The organism is uncultured Endozoicomonas sp. (assembly GCF_947495845.1).
Taxonomy (GTDB): Bacteria; Pseudomonadota; Gammaproteobacteria; order Pseudomonadales; family Endozoicomonadaceae; genus Endozoicomonas.
This window is the reverse complement of sequence record NZ_CANMAO010000034.1, coordinates 15,976-32,910: the sequence shown is the minus strand read 5'-3', so window position 1 is coordinate 32,910 and position 16,935 is coordinate 15,976. Positions and strand designations below refer to the sequence as shown.

The 16,935-nt window shown below is 40.9% G+C and carries 16 protein-coding genes; 2 read left to right on the top strand and 14 right to left on the bottom strand.

Annotation, left to right across the window (positions count from 1 at the left end; translation table 11 throughout):
• Nucleotides 1-35: 35 nt before the first annotated feature.
• The 7 genes from Q1B11_RS17425 to Q1B11_RS17395 all read right to left on the bottom strand — a co-directional run bounded on the left by Q1B11_RS17425 (nt 36) and on the right by Q1B11_RS17395 (nt 8,439).
• On the bottom strand, nt 36-1,184 hold the full coding sequence (locus tag Q1B11_RS17425; RefSeq protein WP_299734776.1) for a hypothetical protein: 1,149 nt from the start codon (nt 1,182-1,184) through the stop codon (nt 36-38).
• On the bottom strand, nt 1,181-2,461 hold the full coding sequence (locus Q1B11_RS17420; protein ID WP_299734774.1) for a hypothetical protein: 1,281 nt from the start codon (nt 2,459-2,461) through the stop codon (nt 1,181-1,183). Before Q1B11_RS17420 ends, Q1B11_RS17425 begins: the two co-directional genes overlap by 4 nt.
• A gap of 172 nt (nt 2,462-2,633) precedes the next feature.
• A complete protein-coding gene (locus Q1B11_RS17415) occupies nt 2,634-3,917 on the bottom strand; it encodes a hypothetical protein (protein WP_299734772.1) in 1,284 nt (427 codons plus the stop codon).
• 103 nt (nt 3,918-4,020) lie between these two features.
• A complete protein-coding gene (locus Q1B11_RS17410; RefSeq protein ID WP_299734770.1) occupies nt 4,021-4,752 on the bottom strand; it encodes a hypothetical protein in 732 nt (243 codons plus the stop codon).
• On the bottom strand, nt 4,749-6,365 hold the full coding sequence (locus Q1B11_RS17405; RefSeq protein WP_299734769.1) for a hypothetical protein: 1,617 nt from the start codon (nt 6,363-6,365) through the stop codon (nt 4,749-4,751). The genes Q1B11_RS17410 and Q1B11_RS17405 overlap by 4 nt, the downstream gene beginning before the upstream one ends.
• A complete protein-coding gene (locus tag Q1B11_RS17400; protein ID WP_299734767.1) occupies nt 6,362-6,757 on the bottom strand; it encodes an HAD hydrolase family protein in 396 nt (131 codons plus the stop codon). The genes Q1B11_RS17405 and Q1B11_RS17400 overlap by 4 nt, the downstream gene beginning before the upstream one ends.
• 548 nt (nt 6,758-7,305) lie before the next feature.
• Nucleotides 7,306-8,439, bottom strand: a complete 1,134-nt coding sequence (locus Q1B11_RS17395; RefSeq protein ID WP_299734765.1) for an ISAs1 family transposase — start codon at nt 8,437-8,439, stop codon at nt 7,306-7,308.
• A gap of 926 nt (nt 8,440-9,365) precedes the next feature.
• On the opposite strand from Q1B11_RS17395, the gene Q1B11_RS17390 reads away from it, so the two are divergent.
• Nucleotides 9,366-9,551 (top strand): hypothetical protein, encoded by a 186-nt coding sequence (locus tag Q1B11_RS17390; protein WP_299734763.1) that lies wholly within the window; start codon nt 9,366-9,368, stop codon nt 9,549-9,551.
• A 191-nt stretch (nt 9,552-9,742) separates the two neighbouring features.
• Complete coding sequence (locus Q1B11_RS17385; RefSeq protein ID WP_299734761.1) at nt 9,743-10,576, top strand: transposase; 834 nt, start codon at nt 9,743-9,745, stop codon at nt 10,574-10,576.
• 836 nt (nt 10,577-11,412) lie between these two features.
• Here Q1B11_RS17385 and Q1B11_RS17380 read toward each other — a convergent pair.
• From Q1B11_RS17380 to Q1B11_RS17350, 7 genes are all read right to left on the bottom strand, one after another.
• Entirely contained in the window at nt 11,413-11,736 is a 324-nt protein-coding gene (locus Q1B11_RS17380) for a nucleotidyltransferase domain-containing protein (RefSeq protein ID WP_067584402.1), read from the bottom strand.
• Complete coding sequence (locus Q1B11_RS17375; protein WP_067584405.1) at nt 11,733-12,164, bottom strand: nucleotidyltransferase substrate binding protein; 432 nt, start codon at nt 12,162-12,164, stop codon at nt 11,733-11,735. Before Q1B11_RS17375 ends, Q1B11_RS17380 begins: the two co-directional genes overlap by 4 nt.
• Nucleotides 12,165-12,422: 258 nt before the next feature.
• Nucleotides 12,423-12,821 (bottom strand): type II toxin-antitoxin system VapC family toxin, encoded by a 399-nt coding sequence (locus Q1B11_RS17370; RefSeq protein ID WP_299734749.1) that lies wholly within the window; start codon nt 12,819-12,821, stop codon nt 12,423-12,425.
• Nucleotides 12,808-13,074, bottom strand: coding sequence for a hypothetical protein (locus Q1B11_RS17365; RefSeq protein ID WP_299734747.1), 267 nt, complete (start codon nt 13,072-13,074; stop codon nt 12,808-12,810). The genes Q1B11_RS17370 and Q1B11_RS17365 overlap by 14 nt, the downstream gene beginning before the upstream one ends.
• Nucleotides 13,075-13,356 (bottom strand): nucleotidyltransferase domain-containing protein, encoded by a 282-nt coding sequence (locus Q1B11_RS17360; protein WP_299734745.1) that lies wholly within the window; start codon nt 13,354-13,356, stop codon nt 13,075-13,077.
• Nucleotide 13,357: 1 nt separating this feature from the next.
• On the bottom strand, nt 13,358-13,864 hold the full coding sequence (locus Q1B11_RS17355; RefSeq protein ID WP_299734743.1) for a hypothetical protein: 507 nt from the start codon (nt 13,862-13,864) through the stop codon (nt 13,358-13,360).
• A gap of 858 nt (nt 13,865-14,722) precedes the next feature.
• A complete protein-coding gene (locus Q1B11_RS17350) occupies nt 14,723-16,930 on the bottom strand; it encodes a polysaccharide biosynthesis tyrosine autokinase (RefSeq protein ID WP_299734741.1) in 2,208 nt (735 codons plus the stop codon).
• Nucleotides 16,931-16,935 lie beyond the last annotated feature (5 nt).

The window sequence follows — 16,935 nt, the reverse complement described above, 5'->3', positions numbered from 1 at the left end:
TTTGAGATCTTCATAACTTCTTATCAATCTCATCATTAATCACTTAGTCCATTAATTAATTTAGATGGATTTGGAACTAAATAAGAAGCAACAGCAGTTGAGTATGCATTTTTTGACGCTCGATTGATGTTATCAAAGTTATCAACCTCCTCGTTCATGGATAGTATTAGCTCAGAGTATTTATCAAAAACAAATGAAACATCGCTTGATTCAAAATCACTACCGTTAACAGCACTATTTAAAGCAAAAATAGGGATAGAGTTTATAGCATAATCAAGTAGTTTCAGTTTGAAACCACCTCCTACCTCATCTATCAATAGACCAATTCGTGCTGACTTTAAGTGCGGACGCAGGTCATCAACGTTACGTAAAAACTGAACAAATGGAAAATCTCTCAGTATCTGAACCTGAAATGATTCAGGAGAATTACCAATAACTTTTAATAATATTTCTGAACTACCATATTTCCTATATGACTTTAAAAAGTTTATTAAGTTCCTTCTTTTGGTTGACCAGTGGAAACTACCTAAAATAAGCACCTCTTTTGGCGTCAAAGCTTCCCTTTTCTTGTACGGAGGAATATCTTTAAAATATAATGGATTAATTACCAATCCCTTGGGGAATATTTTGCTGTATTGGTCTAAATCATTTTTGACTATAGCTGTAAGAAGGCTAACAAATCTGGAAGCTTTCTTTTCTAATCTATCTATTTTTATTTTATCTATGTAACTAAATATTCCTCGCACACTTTTTACGTTGCTTTCTATTGCCCTTATTCCTGATTCATAGTTATGAGTTGAATAAATTATCTTTGGCCTGCCATTCTTGAAATCATAATTAATAATGGTATTAAGAGCCCAAAGACTAAAAAGATGATCAATAACAATGATGTCAGGATTATTTTTCAATACAGTTTTTAAAGTGGCAATATTTGAAGATGTGTTTAATCGCGACGGCAGTACAGGCAAAGGACTAAACAACTCCCTCAATATTCCAGTCTGATATTCTAAATCAGAGTGGATAATAAGTTTATCTTCAAAATATTCACCATCATTGCCTGGAGAACATAATACAGTTACATTGTCTGACAATTCTAAAAAATGATTTAGGAGAGATCTAGTATAAATCAAATCTCCTGAATTCAAATTATCAGGAAAAACTCTAGTAATAAATAGGGTGTTCATTTTTCACTTGGTAAAGTTAGAAAGTTGTTTCTATGAATTAAGACTGCAGTAAGGATGAAGAAAAATGACCAGAATCGGACACCATTGATCGCACCAAAAAACTGAGACCATAGAAGCATAATAAAAAATATGTAAAGAATAAAACTCTCTAGAGATAAAGCAAAAAACAATCTTCGGAATAAATACAACCCAATACTACCACCTAGCAAACCATAGTATTGTATATACTCCCAAAATAAATTATTAAATTGTTGCCCAAGCCTACCCACATAAATCACTGGCGGTACGTCAAAATAATCATACAAATTAATTATTTCACTAAACAAAACTTCCTTTCCTCCAATACCAACTCCAAAGAGTGGGGATGCTGTAATGACTTCATAGGTTAGCATTGGAGGGACAACTATACGGATTACAAAACTAGCATCCCTTAAACTAAACATAGCGTCTAGTCTAGCTGCAAAAAAATCGCTCAAAAAATAAAGAGAAATTAAAAAAAACGCCGGCAGTATCAAAATGGCAAGTGGTTTTTGATAAGCATTTAATTTTTTTAGTTCAAAAAAAATAAAGTTAAAAGCTAAAAAAATAAAGCCACCTATCAACACAGGGCTTCTAATAACTAACAAGCTAGCTAACAAGCTAACCATATAAATTAAATTCTTCTTTTTGTTTTCAGTAAGTAACCACCAATTCAGCAAGCAGAACATAAAAAAAATTGCGAGATGTGAGGGTTCAGAAGAAAAAAAAGTAGGCCTTACAATTCCAAAGAACTCAATATCTCTCTCAAATGCTAAATAATGTTCATAATATAAGCTTTCTTTAAAGAGTGTAACTATTTGTTTAAAAGGAGTAGCCACTTCTAGAAAGCTACCGAATAGTAGAACGACAACAATCTTAAAAAAAACTGACTCCAAAAAAACTTTATTACTAGTTAACAACATACAAAAGGCAATGTAGCCTAAAGAAATAGAATATATGAGTATCAATAGACTATTTATTCGATCAGCTAAATAATAATTATTTGGATCATAGCCAAAGAAGACAGTTATTAGTGAAAGGAGGGTGAAGTAAATTATAAAAGATATGACTTTCTTATGCAGAAATATCTTTGAGAACAAAACCCATGATAAAGCTGCAAAGCCTGCGAATACTGCCGGTATTGGAATATATTCAGTAAGTTTGTAATCGAAGTCGATATATATTCCAAAAAGAAAAGTCAGTAGAAAAACTTTATCCTTGAATCCTATACTTGAATTTTTAAAAACTGCATCATTCATATTAGAGTACCAATCTGATCATTGGCCTTTCTGGTTAATTTATTTTGGCACCAAAAGGCTAACATGCTGCTTACTAACCTAATCGTCTTGGTATGATTGATAGGCGTAGAGATGCTCAACCACGTTCGGCGTGAGGGCTTATAACGAAAATTGCGTTTGGCTACTAATAACCCTAAGAGCCAAGTATTTTCACTGTGCAGAATGTATGTCTCAGATAGAGCAAAATACAAAATGTATATAATGCATAACTAAGGCCTGAATATATTATCACTTCGATTGCTCGTATATTATACGTTAATGATATTAACGAAATTAATCCTATTGTGATCGCAGTAATCATACTTAAGATCATCAATAATTTATATCTCCCGCCAATACTCAAAAGGTATGTTCCAACAACGTGCTGAACAGCATTTAAAATAATCCATATAGAAAAAGCAACGCAGAATAGGGTAGAGAAGTAACCAGTTTTACCTAACCATATAGCAAAAAGCTTTTCACCAAACAAAAAGAGTCCAATGATAAAAAAAATAGAAATCAGAATACTTAGAAGGGTCGAAATTATTAGATTCTTTTTAACTTGCGAATAGCTTTTTGTTGTGTAATAAATATTAGTTATATTATGTATTGCAGTATCACCAACGACCCTAACAAATGATGCAGCTCCTTGAAATAGCCGTTGCCATATTGAAAAAATATAAAGACCAGAATTATCATCTAAAAAAGGAAATATTATATAACCAAAATTATAAATATATGTCTCGTTTACAGTAAATATAAAGTATTGTTTGGAACTACCTAAGTATTTTTTTGATACGCTACGAATATTAATTTTAGATATTTCAAGTCTATCAATTAGGCTGATTTTTATTTTCTTGGACAGAAGCTTAATCCCATAAAGAAAAATAGATGTATTTGTAATAAAAAGCACAACATTGCTTAGGAAGAAAGATTTATCGAGAAAAATGCATAATAGAGATATCAACATAAAGGATTTTCGAATTAAATCAATTGCCTCATACCAAACATAGAGGTCAAAAGCATTAAATATATCTCTATAAAAGCCAAAGGCAACAATGGCTACAATATTGTAGCCATACAGCATCATTACAATTGGTGAAAACTCAACTTTATAAATATTTCCAATCAAGTAAGATGCAAGTGACAATGCGATTATTAAAGTAAAAATTATCCCTATCAGTAACAAATTGACTATAGTGATCTCAGTTTTATTCAGGTTATTGTTTAGGAATTTTTTCCTAAAATCTGCATATACTGGTTTACCTAACCCCAAATTGAAGAATGAAAGATAACTAATCAGACCATAGACAAGTAACAGATAATTAAGGTTATTATCAGAATAAATTCTAGAGAATATGCCAATCTGAGTGAAGCCTGTCACCAAACTCACAATTATTGATAAATAACGGATAGTTGCAAATCTTCTTAGATTCATATTGACAGCTTTGCTCTGAAATGAAATAACATATTATTCTGCTTGATAAATAGATGGCAAACCATGAAAAAGCTTGGAGTTGTTTTTTGTTGATCAGCTTCCATTAACTCTTAATAAATTCTAGATATTCACTTGGAATGCCACAAAACACAACGGATTCTCTACTAATTATTGTATAGCGGACATCAGCCCCTGCTCGAATTAGAGAGTTGTACATAGGCGCTATATAGTACTCTCCTTCACTAAGTTCATCAGGTTTTTTAATAATCATTTCTTCGAAAGCCTCATAGAATTTTTGAATCCTCGACCAAACATATAAGCCTGTACAACAGTATTTTGACAATTCTTTCTTTTCCGCTGTTAGCTTTACTCTATCAGATGCTTGTTCCACAGGAACAACATTACTCCAGTTTTTTCCAGCGCCAATAAATGTCTCTAAATAGCCGTCCACTTCTTGTAATGAAAATGTAGTTGGTAATTTGAAGCCTGGCCTAAATGTGTCAATATTAAATATTATTAATTGTTCTTCTGTATCAGCCCCAGATTGCTTTAGTCCCATGTATACGGTTTCTGCTTGCCCTCTTGTTGGTATTTTTAGAATTATAATTTTGTAATTTACAATCCCAAGCCTATGGCATTTCTCATCAATAAATTGTTCAGAATTATTAATATCTAACGCTATAAACAAAAACATCTCTGTTTTGAAGTAATTTTCAAAACTCATAACTGAATGCTCAAATAATGTCTTGTTTTTTGCTTCCAGCATATATTTTGGCTTTTTATAGCCAGCTTCCGTGAACCTGCTAGATAGTCCTGCCATTGGGATAACGATCATTCAATACTCTCAAAACTTTGTTTATCCATATCCTCTAGTTCGCTATAAAGGCGTAGAGCGTTGGCTATCATAGCCATTTGGCCTTGAGGACGGTCAAAATGCAATGGTAACATTGATATGAAAAGGTGAATTGTTATTGCAAGTATATTCTTTTCTAACTCTATTGAATCAGAAAAAAATGTGCTACGGTAGATAGATTGTATTGGTTTAACTCTTTCCTGGTCTGGAAAATTTAATAAGAAAGCTCCGGATCTGAAATCAGCACTTACCGTAAATCTGTTTGAAATAATCATGTCATATAGGCCGATAACGGAGTGATATAGCTTGGCTAGATCATATCGTGTATCTCCATATATCGTGAGTTTACCAATGCTATCAACACCTCTTGGATCAATAAGTTTTATAGATTGGACCCTTGGATCATATAGAATGTTGCTAAAGCAAAAATCTCCATGGATAATACCAACAGTACAATTTTTCGGAGCTGGGATCAGTGTAGCTGTTTTTTCTGCAATAGTGACTAATGATGGAACGCGTCGTCCATTTATTGATAGTGGTTTCTTAATATCAAAATCTGATTTTTTTATAAAATCATCAAGGCGGCTCATTGTTTTTTTATAATATAAGCTTTGCAACTTCTCTATTTCAAGTTTTGTTTCTGGTTTAAATAACCGGAATTTTTGATTTACTTCATAACAAGACCGGAAGATCTGTCTCCAACTATTTGGTGGTAATTTACCATAAACAAATAGGTCATTAATCGGCAGAAGATATAGGTATTCCAGAGTGTAACCATATTTTTTACTATCTGTATTAACATCTAATAAATGAGGAGTGTAAATTCGAAGTTCACCCGGTAATGAGCCAAACCAATTGGCTTCGGCTTTCATTTTTTGAATGTTTTTGCTTGATTTAGATACAGTTCGGGTTGTTATCTGCATTTCATTAAAGGCTCGCTGGGTCGTGATCAACGTCCTTGATTGGAAAAACGTATTGATGTGACCAAAATCAAACCAATTACCAGACTCATCTCCAAAAAGCGGAGATTCTTGGCTATAATGCTTTAATCCCTGAATAAAGTCACCATGATTCTTTACAATGCCTTGTATTATCAGGTGGGGTTGGCTGAAGGCGAAATAGCCAGACAGAACCCATTCATCATCTCCAGCCCAAGCATCTTGTATTTTCCCCTTGCTCAGATTACCCCTTGATACTGTTGCTCGATGATAATACCCCTGATTTTGAGCAATGGAAACGACATCCATAGTTTTTAGATCTAGTCCTTGAATTAAAGTGTCTCCATGTAATATTTGAAGTTTATTATACTGCTTGCCTGTACTGTTCCAACAATAGAGAACAGCTTCACCAAGGGAAAGGCCTTCGGGAATGTGAACAATAGTTACGTCTAGGCTCTCAAGGTTTGACTTGTCATAAGGGTCTATAACGTAATCTTCAGGGACTGAAAGATAAATATCACCTTGAACATCTTTAAGCTGTTCAAGCTGCAAGGTGAACAGCGATTTATTACCAACTGGTAGAAATGCAGGTGGTAATCGACCTATTTCTGAAGTTAAATCAGCAGAAATATATGCGCCCGATGTTATAAGAATCATTCATTTCCACCATCTTGGTGAGGGTTTTCTTTCGTAAGCAAGTCTTTTATTTCTTCATATGTCATTGAAGTAAACTCTGATGGGCGAATAGCTTTATCATCAATGTAAAAACCGTCAAAGCCACACCAAGGTTTACCTACAATGATTTCATCATAAGGGACGTTATGCTTCTTTAGCCATTCTGTGACGATGGGTAAAGTATGTATATTAATTTTCCCCACATTCCCGTCAAAGGTTCGCATATTTCGTGCGGTTGAAATTACAATTGTGAATCCAGATTTTTTATAAGTTTTCAATCTATCAATTAATTCATTATTTGGGGACACATTTATGTAATCGGAAGTGTCAGACAATGTGATTGTTCCATCAAGGTCTACTATTAATTTTTTCATTGATCGTTACTGTTAAATTTTAAGCTGGAAAAAGGAAAAACCGGGGTCATATATTGTCCGCCCCGCATTGCAAGGAAAAGTTTTCCATCATGACGTTAATAAAACCGGGGTCAGGTCTTTCATTGTGCATATTCATTGTCGTCTATATATGAATTGCTAAACTTAGCCCAACTCCAGCTTCAAGTTTATCCAAAAAAAACGGGGTCAAAAAAAACGGGGTCAAAAAAACGGGGTCAGGTCTTTCTTTGTGCATATTCACTGTCGTATATGAATGAAATACACTATTTACTTTTCTTGCCCCAGTTGATCAATGCCAACTATCTCTGATAAATTCTGGAGATTAACTACCATGTAGCACTAAGAGGCAGGGGTAATTTACGAAGCCTCGCTTCCCGCAAGCACTTGCGAGAGGTAGTCTGAGCTCAGTGCTGCCTTTTTCTGCTTGCGCTTGAGGCCAGCCTTAAATGTTTTGCACTCATTTAGAAAATTAACGGCAACATGTCTGAATCGAACCAAAATCTCTGCTGCATTACCCCTTCAGGGGGAATTTACGAAGCCTCGCTTCCCGCAAGCACTTGCGAGAGGTAGTCTGAGCTCAGTGCTGCCTTTTTCTGCTTGCGCTTGAGGCCAGCCTTAAATGTTTTGCACTCATTTAGAAAATTAACGGCAACATGTCTGAATCGAACCAAAATCTCTGCTGCGTTACCCCTTCGGATTTTGCAATCATCTTCATTCATCGCACAATCCAGTTTCCAATGAAGGCCATTCTCAACTTGCCAATGATCCCTGACAGAACTGGCAAACTTTTCAGGTGATAGTTCAGCGGAAGAAATGTAATAACGTATAGTGATGTCATCTGCATTGAATTCATCACCATCCATTCTTGCAGACATAACAACCCCTAATGTGCTTAAACCTTTCCAGTCATATGACAGGTTTACAAACTCATCAAATACATCGTTGACGATATGTATGCGAGTTTCCATGCGCCCATGACTTTTCTCTTCTGTTTTGAAAACATCACCTTTCCATTGATTTATTTGATCCATAGAAAAATGATTTTCAAAAGCCTCCAGAAGCTTTCCTTGATTGCCTTTCACAGCAAGTAGGTAATCGGCCTCTTGGTCAACAATTTTCTTTGCAATATCTCGCTGACAGCCCATTGCATCGATGGTCACCAGGCAGCCCTTGAGCTCCAGCAGTTCAAGTAATTTTGGAATGGCTGTAATCTCGTTGCTTTTCTCCGATGTTTTAACTTGTCCAAGAACGACTTTATTAGCAGCAGAAAAAGCACTAACCATGTGAATCGGCCCTTTCTTTTTAGACTTATCATAAGAACGACGGGCAGTCTTTCCATCAATAGCTATAACGTCTCCACCTGTTGCCTGGTGGCAAGATTTCATCCACTCAATGAAGCAATGTTGAAACTGTTCCGGATCAACCAAGCTAACTACTTTTGCAATAGTGCTATAAGAAGGAATACCATTTTCAAAGTCACCATATTGCTTCAGCCAGTCCAATCTTGCATTACCAAAGTCTTGTATTTCATCCCAACCTTCGGCTCCAGCAATCACTCCGCAAATAGTCAGCAATAATATATCTGTTAGCTTATGAACCACCTTTCCTTCTTGACGTACATCGTAAATAACTGAAAGGTTTTCCATCAAATCAATTACGTTCATTAGGTTGCCATGACTGCTTTGGATGATTACTTCAATATGGCAAATCTTTGGAAAACTGCATTATAAGTATTTTCCGATGCGGTCTTTAAACCCTTGGGAATTGCGGGTGTTCGTAAATTGCCCCTGCGTCAGCATGCCAGCAAATAGTATTTAAATGGAAATGATCGTTTAATTAATATACAGAATTAAAGTGGCAAGAAGCGGATTACAAAATAGAAACCCACACTACCGTCCCTCGATTTTTTGGCTATTACCGAAACAGCGCTTATGCAATATGTTTAAGACAGCTTTTGGTTTGCTCGATGACTATGATGCATGGCTAACCGATCTCCCGACTGGTGCTGTCTAAATGCAACCCCTCCAGCAGGTGCTGTTGGTTCGTAGTTAGGTAGCGGGGAGTTGTAAGGCGATGGACTTCTATCAGGCCATAAGTAACGGCGAATTATTCTACGTTAACTAAACGACAATGCAATGCATGAAAGGTGTAGCCGGATGCGTAGAATTACGTTGTTTTTGTTTAGAGCCCGAAGGGCTGGGGGCTCTGGCTGGATTGGGGGTTTGTTAGACGATGTTGTTATATTAAAAATTTTGTTAAAGTTTTTCGCCTCCCGCCTCCCGCCTCCCGCCTCCCGCCTCCCGTAAAAGCTTTGTCTGTGCTTAGGAGCTGTTCCGATATAATCTCGATTTTGAAGACTCCGTTCGGGCCTGTCGAAGTTTAGTGCCCCTTCGACTCCGCTCAGGATGAGCGGAAATGAGGAAGTTATTAAAGGATAAATCCTTAGTCGTCAGAAAACCCAGGTAAGGGGCAACTGGATGGATTGGATGATGTCCTGATTTATAAAAAACCGGGGTCAGGTCTTTCATCGTGCATTTCCGACCTAATGGACTACTTTTTCAATTTCTGAATAAATATAAAAGTGGTACCAATGAATAAGAAACAACGCGAAAGAATGGCTGCGCTTAGCTGCGATCTTGTAAAGCTTCCTTTGGGTGGGGCTGTTTTATACCCGATCTTTCAGGAGAACATGATTGCTGCTATTGTCTTCTTTGGTCTGGCCACCTCATTGGCTCTTGTCTATCTGGCTGTACTTCTGGAGTCTGACCATGATTGAGATGAACGCTTTCGCTTGGACTCTGGCTATTTTCTTTACCACTGTCTGTGCACTGGTGATCTGGGTTAAGTACCTGAACCATAAGGATCATAAAAAATAGTCGGTGGTGCCGTCGGTGGTGCCAGGTCTTTCATATCTGTCTTGATGGTCTACTTTTTACTCTTCATAAATAGAAAATGAAGTAACAGGATATGAGTAGGCCGTTAAGAATTCAGTACGCAGGTGCTCTGTACCACGTCACATCTCGCGGTAATGAACGCAGAGCCATGTACCGTGAAGATGCAGACTTTCAGCTGTTTCTTGATACCCTTGCCGAAGTGTGTGAACGGTTTAACTGGGTTATCCATTCGTTTTGCCTGATGACCAATCATTACCATCTGATGGTCGAGACGCCGGATGCCAATCTCTCGAAAGGTATGCGACAGCTTAACGGTGTTTACACGGTTCGTTTTAACCGGAAGTACGGCAGGGTTGGTCATCTTTTTCAGGGTCGCTATAAAGCCATTCTGGTGGATAAAGATGCTTACCTTATGGAACTGAGCCGGTACGTTGTGTTAAATCCGGTTCGAGCCAAAATGGTCAAGTCGCCAGATGAGTGGCCCTGGAGCAGTTACTGCTATACCACTGGGCTATTCGATTCGCCTGGTTGGCTGGCGACGGATGCCACTCTGCGCTACTTCGGTAACGAGCGGGATGAAGCCATTCTCAAATTTGCCCGCTTTGTTGCCGAGGGTGTTGGCGTCAATATCTGGGAGCACCTTAAGCAGCAGATCTATCTGGGCAGTGATGAATTCATTAATGCTCAGCTGGCTTATCAACCAAAAGGGAAAGCTGCACTCTCTGAAGTGCCTCATAAGCAGAGGCGGAAAACGGCAGCACCTCTCAGCCACTTTCTGGAAGCAGCTTACCATCGTGATGAGGCGATTGTTTCTGCTTTTCAATCGGGCGGCTACAGCCTTAAGGAGATTGCCGATTACGTCGGGCTTCACTACTCAACGGTGAGCCGCATTGTTCGTAAGGCTTAAGATGATAACTGACTCTGTTTAGGCGCTGATTTACCTCTCCCCCCACGCTACCGCCCCCCGAATCAGGCGCAATTTCGAAACGACCAGGTAATTAAGTTGTGTGTTCGGGTACTTTATCCGGCTTTTGCTGGTGTAATGACCTGCAAGCGGACTATCTGCAAATAAACAATACCCAATGGCTCTAGATCCAGCGGGCGGTTGATTTGTAGACAGGGATAATATTGATCAGGTCATAGTGACCTTTGACGACGGTCGTATATTTTAATGTCGTGGTTTTGTAATGCAACCGTGTAGATGTTGTTGCTCAGTGATGGTTTGTACCTTTATGGATAGCGTTTACCGTTACTTAAGCTTGGCTGCAAGCCTTGGGGTGATTGGCTTTTGTTTACTTGTGTTGGGGTTTGCGAATTGTAAAATGAGGTTTAAACGGAGTTTCACATTATAAGACTGTGTTTTTCTATTGTGTGGTTTTGTATTTGCGTTGAGTTATATGTTGCGCCTCCCGTTACCCGCCGCCCGCTTCCCGAAAAAGCTTTTTTGTGCTTTATGGGATGGGTTTTGACACCATTGACGCAAACCGATACATTGCCAGCTCCCCGCAGAGGTGGGGGTTAGTGAGGCGTTGGTACTGCTATTAAAAATGCCTCTGTTTTCCCCGCAGATGTGGGGGTGTTTTTGGCCACGGAGACACAGAGGCACGGAGGAAAAGACTCTTCTTTAAGAAAACCGGGGTCAGGTCTTTCATCGTGCATATTCATTGTCGTCTATAAATGAAATGCTCTATTTACCTCACTCCAGCTGATCAATGCTTTATTTAAGCTTGCCACACCTATCGTTTAGCGGGTTCGTTCATAAAACACTTGTCCAACCCGCTCGATATGCCCTAGCAGGTTTTTGCTTTCAATGGTTTCGAGGATGGATAGGTCAAATTGATAGGGTAGCATCAGTTCTTCAAGTGCTTCTTCAATCTGATATTGGGTGGACAGGTTCAGTTGGCCCTTTGGGGCAGCGACCAGAGTCAGGTCGATATCGGAGCCTGGCTTATAATTACCTTTTGCTCTGGAACCATAAATAATGGCCTGTTGTACCTGGGCAAATTCAGCCAGTACCTGCTGAATGGCTATAATCGTCTCTGCTTTTAAACCGTATTTTGCCGTCATACCCTGTCGTGTTCCAACCAGTTCATCAGCGTTTTATTCAGTTCGCTGAAGGCGTTAAAATACGGCTTGAGTATTTTGCCTGCTATTTCGTTGGCGACTTCTTCCCGATAGGTATGGGACGTAAGGTTGCGACTCTTGAGCATTTCCATCCATAGCTCGCCCTCTGTGATAATGCCTTCTCTGAAGGCGACTCTGACCGCATCCCGCGAGCCGATAATGCCTTGCACGCCACGATAGATGAGAAAGTCTTTCAGGGTTTTCCAGGCGAGCTCATGAGTGAACTCAAAGCCCTGTATCAGCCCCTGCTGTTCCAGTCGCGTCAGTTGGCGTTGTTGTGATAACTCGACGGCTTCCTTTAGCGCTTCCAGAGCTTTCTGGTAGTTATCAAACCGCTGTATCCAACGGATGTCTTCTTGCTGGTCTGTCATTGGTTGTAAACCATTGATGGTTGATCTTTGATCGTAGCAAGTTAGGTTTTGTCAGGGAAGGGAAAACGAGGCCTGCTTCCGGGGCTTTCATTGTGGAAAAACCGGCGTTAGGTCTTTCATCGTGCATAATCATTGTCGTTTAGTAATGAAGTGCACTTATTAGCCCTGCTCCATTTAGGTGTTAATTTAATTCTTTAAGAATCCACCCCAAACAAATCACGGGTAAAAAAACCGGGGGTCTTTGCACTACCGCCATTTTTAAGAACTCAGTGGTGTTTCTATACGGCTGAATTCAGCGAGCTTTGACGCTTTTCGGTCAAAGGTCCAGGTAGTCTTGCATTTCTTTAGGGTGTTGTGATGACCAATCATTGCATCTGCAAAGTCATAGCCATTGGCGTAATCCTCGATGGCGCTTAAGACAGCCTGTCTATCATCCGTCATTATACAATCCAGGCAGAGAAGTTCCCGGAGCTTATTACATTGTTTATCTGCTTTGACTTTGTAGAAGTGGCTAAGCACCCAAGCGGTTTCGACCAGTACGATTGGGCTGAGATAAATTTTTGGCAGTGCTTTCAATAGGGTTAAAGCTTGCTGATATTGGCTTAGGTCGTCTTTGACAAGGTAACGGATAAGTACGCTGGTATCAATTCCGTCCATTATCATCTCTCTCGTCATCTAACCAAGAGGCTGTTGCGCCGGTTTTTATGGCTTCTTCCGTATCTTCTAATGTTGCTTGCTTGCCATTGGTGTCGTTGGCAAGGCTCCCTGCCAGAGCTTCAATGTCGTTATTCATGGGAGTAAGGGTGATTACACCTTCTTTTTCCTCAAACAACACTTTATCACCGGAGTCAGGGCTTTCATCGTGCATTTTTAAGAAACCAAAGTTAGATTCCGGATCTTTTTTGCACATTCAGCAAAGTCTGATTCCATTTTCCCGGGCGATTTCATGAATGGCCTGGTCATCTCTCAAGCAGTCATGCAGGATGATGTCTATTTTCTGCTCACCCCAGCGATCTTCAAATGCCAGTCGGAAATTAATCTTCCGTTCTACCGGGTTTTGAATCGCTTCCGCTTCAATCATCAGATCAATATCACCGCCTCTGGCATTGTCGTTGGCACGGGAACCAAATAGCCAGACGATGGCATCGGGTGCGATGTGGGTACGGCTTAGCTCCACAATACTTGCGGCCATTTCATTGCTTATCCGCACGTTCGATCTCCGGCAAATTTATGTTCTGACGCTGGCAATAGTGGTAAATATTATCAGCAATATCCAGAAGTTCTGGCGCTACTTTCCAGGCAAGATTGATGGCATTGACTCTTTCGGCTTCTGCTTCAGGGTAATCATGAGCAAAAGCATTACGAATCTCCCGCAGTGTTCGCCAATGCTCCGCACTTTGGATGATTTGCCGCTTTTCCATCCGGTTCAGTGTGTCGGCCATATTGATCGGCTCTTCGTCTTCTGACAAAAGGAGACTACGGAATACTTTTGCGCCAAGACTGTCCTGAAGGTCGCCAAACCTCACCCTGAAAGCATCCAGTTTTTCGAAGAGTTCTTCATCCGTATTTTGCAAATCGTCTATAGAAAGGGGTAAACGCTCAGCTAACCGATTAACAGAAATGGCCAACCGCTTCGCTGTGCGGCAGGTTTGTGACCAATTTTGCAATAGCAGTTTAAGGTAGGAAGCGTTCAGTGTCATATTGCGACTCTTAATTCCAGTGTATGCACTGACTATACATTACAAGGAGGCATATAAGAAAATCATGGTCTTTTATCGTGAAGAAAACTGGGGTCAGGGCTAGGGAAAAATCATGAAAGCCTGCATTTTTTCTATACCTACCAGCAATAGTGGCTACTAACTTTAAAGCTCTTTGATACCAGGGGAAAAATGCCTGATATTTTTGAAGCCTTTGAAGCCTTTAATGGTGTGGTGTTGAAGCAAATTGCACACTTTACAACCATTAAGTCATAGACCATATATGCCGCTGTACCCCAGTGATACCGGAGGCTTTCATGATTTTTCCCTAGAGGTAGATCTGATTAAAACAGCCGCAGAAGCTATAAGGCTGATAAAAAAGCACACTACCGTCCCTCAATTTTTTGGCTATTACTGAAAAAGCACTTATAACTAATTTTAATGTCAGTGATCAGGTTATTTTCTGCACAAGGCGCATGGATAACCGATCTCCCCACTGCACTGACGTTGTCACCCCTCCAGCAGGTGCTGTTGGTTGATAGAGTAAGTAGCAGGGATATATAAGTCTACAGACTGGTATCAGTCAATCAACAACGGTGCGGTATTTTACGTCAACTAAACGACAATACAATGCATGAAATGTGTCGGTCTGATGCGTAATTTTACGTTGTTTTTCTGGTGAGGCCGCATGGTGCGTGGGATTCGGAGAGTTAATCTATTGTTAGACGATGTTATTCTATTAGCGGGTTTGTTATGTGTTTTTTATTATTAAACGATGTTTGTCTATTAAAAGAGCCGCCGCCCGCTACCCGTAAAGGCATGCGCCTTATCTTTTTCGGGTAGCAGGTAGCGGAATGCGCTTTACGAAGAGGAAGAGTAATACCCCGTAGAGTCGTAATACCCTTGGTTGTAGCCGTAGGTATCTTTCATTTTCGGATCAATTTTGTTCAATACCGCACCCGTTACCGGCGCTCTGGCCTGCAGCAATCGACCCACCGCAGTACTGACCGCGTTAGATTGCATACGACCAGCCTCTACAACATAAACCAGACCATCACAGTGGCGTGAAACCATCAATACATCGCTGACGTTTTGCACCGGCGGGCAATCCAATACCACATAATCGTAATGCCCCCGAAGCTTTTTCAGCAATTGTCCAAACCGATCTGACGACAACAATTCCTGCGGGTTGGGTGGCACAAGCCCACAAGGGATTACATCGATACCTTCCAGCTTATGCACCGCATCATTGATATTGGCAGTACCCGCCAGCAGATTCGCAAGGCCAGCAGAACCGCCTTTTATGTGGAAGTTTTTACCGACTACCGGTCGACGCAGGTCGCAATCTACCAGCAGAACTTTGCCTAACTGACCTAATGCCAGAGCCAGGTTCGAAGCCGTTGAGGATTTGCCTTCGCCCGGTACGGTGGAGGTGATGGCAAAGAGTCGATGCTGTTGATCCATCGCCGTTAGGTTGATGCTGGTGCGAATGGTTCGAACCGCCTCACCAAAAGCGGGCTGATCTTTATCTGAAAACAATTTAAAGACATGATCCAGCGCTGCTTTATCCGTAAGTTTCGGCAGCACACCCAAGACGGGCAGGTTCAGTTTTTCTTCAACGTCTTTTGTCGTACGTATGGTGTTGTTGAGCATCTCCAGTAAAAACGCAATACCACAGGAAACCATCAGCCCCAGCAGTGCCGCGATACCAACAATCAGTTTCTTTTTCGGTTTGACCGGGTACTCGGGGGTATAGGCTTTATCAACAATGCGCGCATTGGCGGTTTGCAGGTCACTGGTGGCGGAGGTTTCTTGTATGCGCTTAAAGAACGCATCGTACAAATCTTTGTTGGTTTGCACTTCGCGCTCTAAAGCACGTAGGCGGAATTGCTTACGGTTAATCTCCTGAACCCTGGCTTTGACATTGTTCACCGCCACCTGCAGGCTTTTTTCGTTCGCCTTATCGATTTCGTATTCCCGCTCTACGCCTTCCACTATGTTGCGAATCTGCATCGTCATGTTCTGACGAATGCTCTGCAGCTCGGATTTGGCAGAGATCATTTTCGGGTGTTTGGCACCGTAGCGGCGAGACAGATCATCTACCTGCCGCTCCAGCTTCGATTCCTCTTGCTTCAGATCTTGAATCAACGGGTGTTGCAGTACTGCCTGCAGCGTCTGATTATCCCCTTTTTTCAACTTGCCGGAGCGAATCTGAGCGTAAATATTCTCAGACACAGTCAGTTTATTGCGTATTTGAACTAAAGATTCGGTCAGCGCTTTCAGTTCATTGCTGGAAACGGTCAGTACCCCTTCCAGATCGATCAACTGTTCTTGCTCGCGGTAATCCTGCAACTCCTGTTCAGCAATTCGCAGCTTGTTTGAGAGCTCGCCCAGCCGGCCCTGCATCCAGTCGGTTGCATTGAGCGTGAGGGCCAGTTTCGATTCCATGTAGGATTCGATGTAAGCATTGGCGATGGCGTTGGCGATTTTAGCCGCTAACTTTGGGTTTTCGGACTGCGCATGAATTTTCACGATCTGGGTTTTGCGCACCGGCTCAATCGTAACCAGCTCATTCAGAACATTGATGGTATCGCGCATCACAATGTTAGGATCTTCGGCTTCTTCTGGCTCTTTCAGGCCAAACCAGCTGCGCCAGTCCAGCAGGCCAGAATACCAGGGGGCTTCCACCAGGCGAGTGTTGAATTCCGGGCTCTCCAGAAGGTTGAGTTTGTTCACCACCTTTTCCAGCACACCACGGGATTTTAGTACTTCGAGCTGGGTGTTGATGTAACTGTCGCTGCCGCCATCGATACCGTAGATCTCTTCAATGCTGACGACTTTAGCCTGCTCCTGTTCAATTTGCAGGACTGTCGTCGCCTGGTAAATCGGCGTCATGGAGAACACCACCAGGATCGCCAGTAACGTAACGGCGGCGGTGAAGCCGGCAATCGCCAGACGATGGGTGTTCAACACATGGAAAATCTGACGAAGATCGATGATGTCTTCATCAGGCGTGTTTTTACCCGGCATTGCCGCAGCTGCCGGAGCGGGTTTCAAATCTGTAGTCATGGATT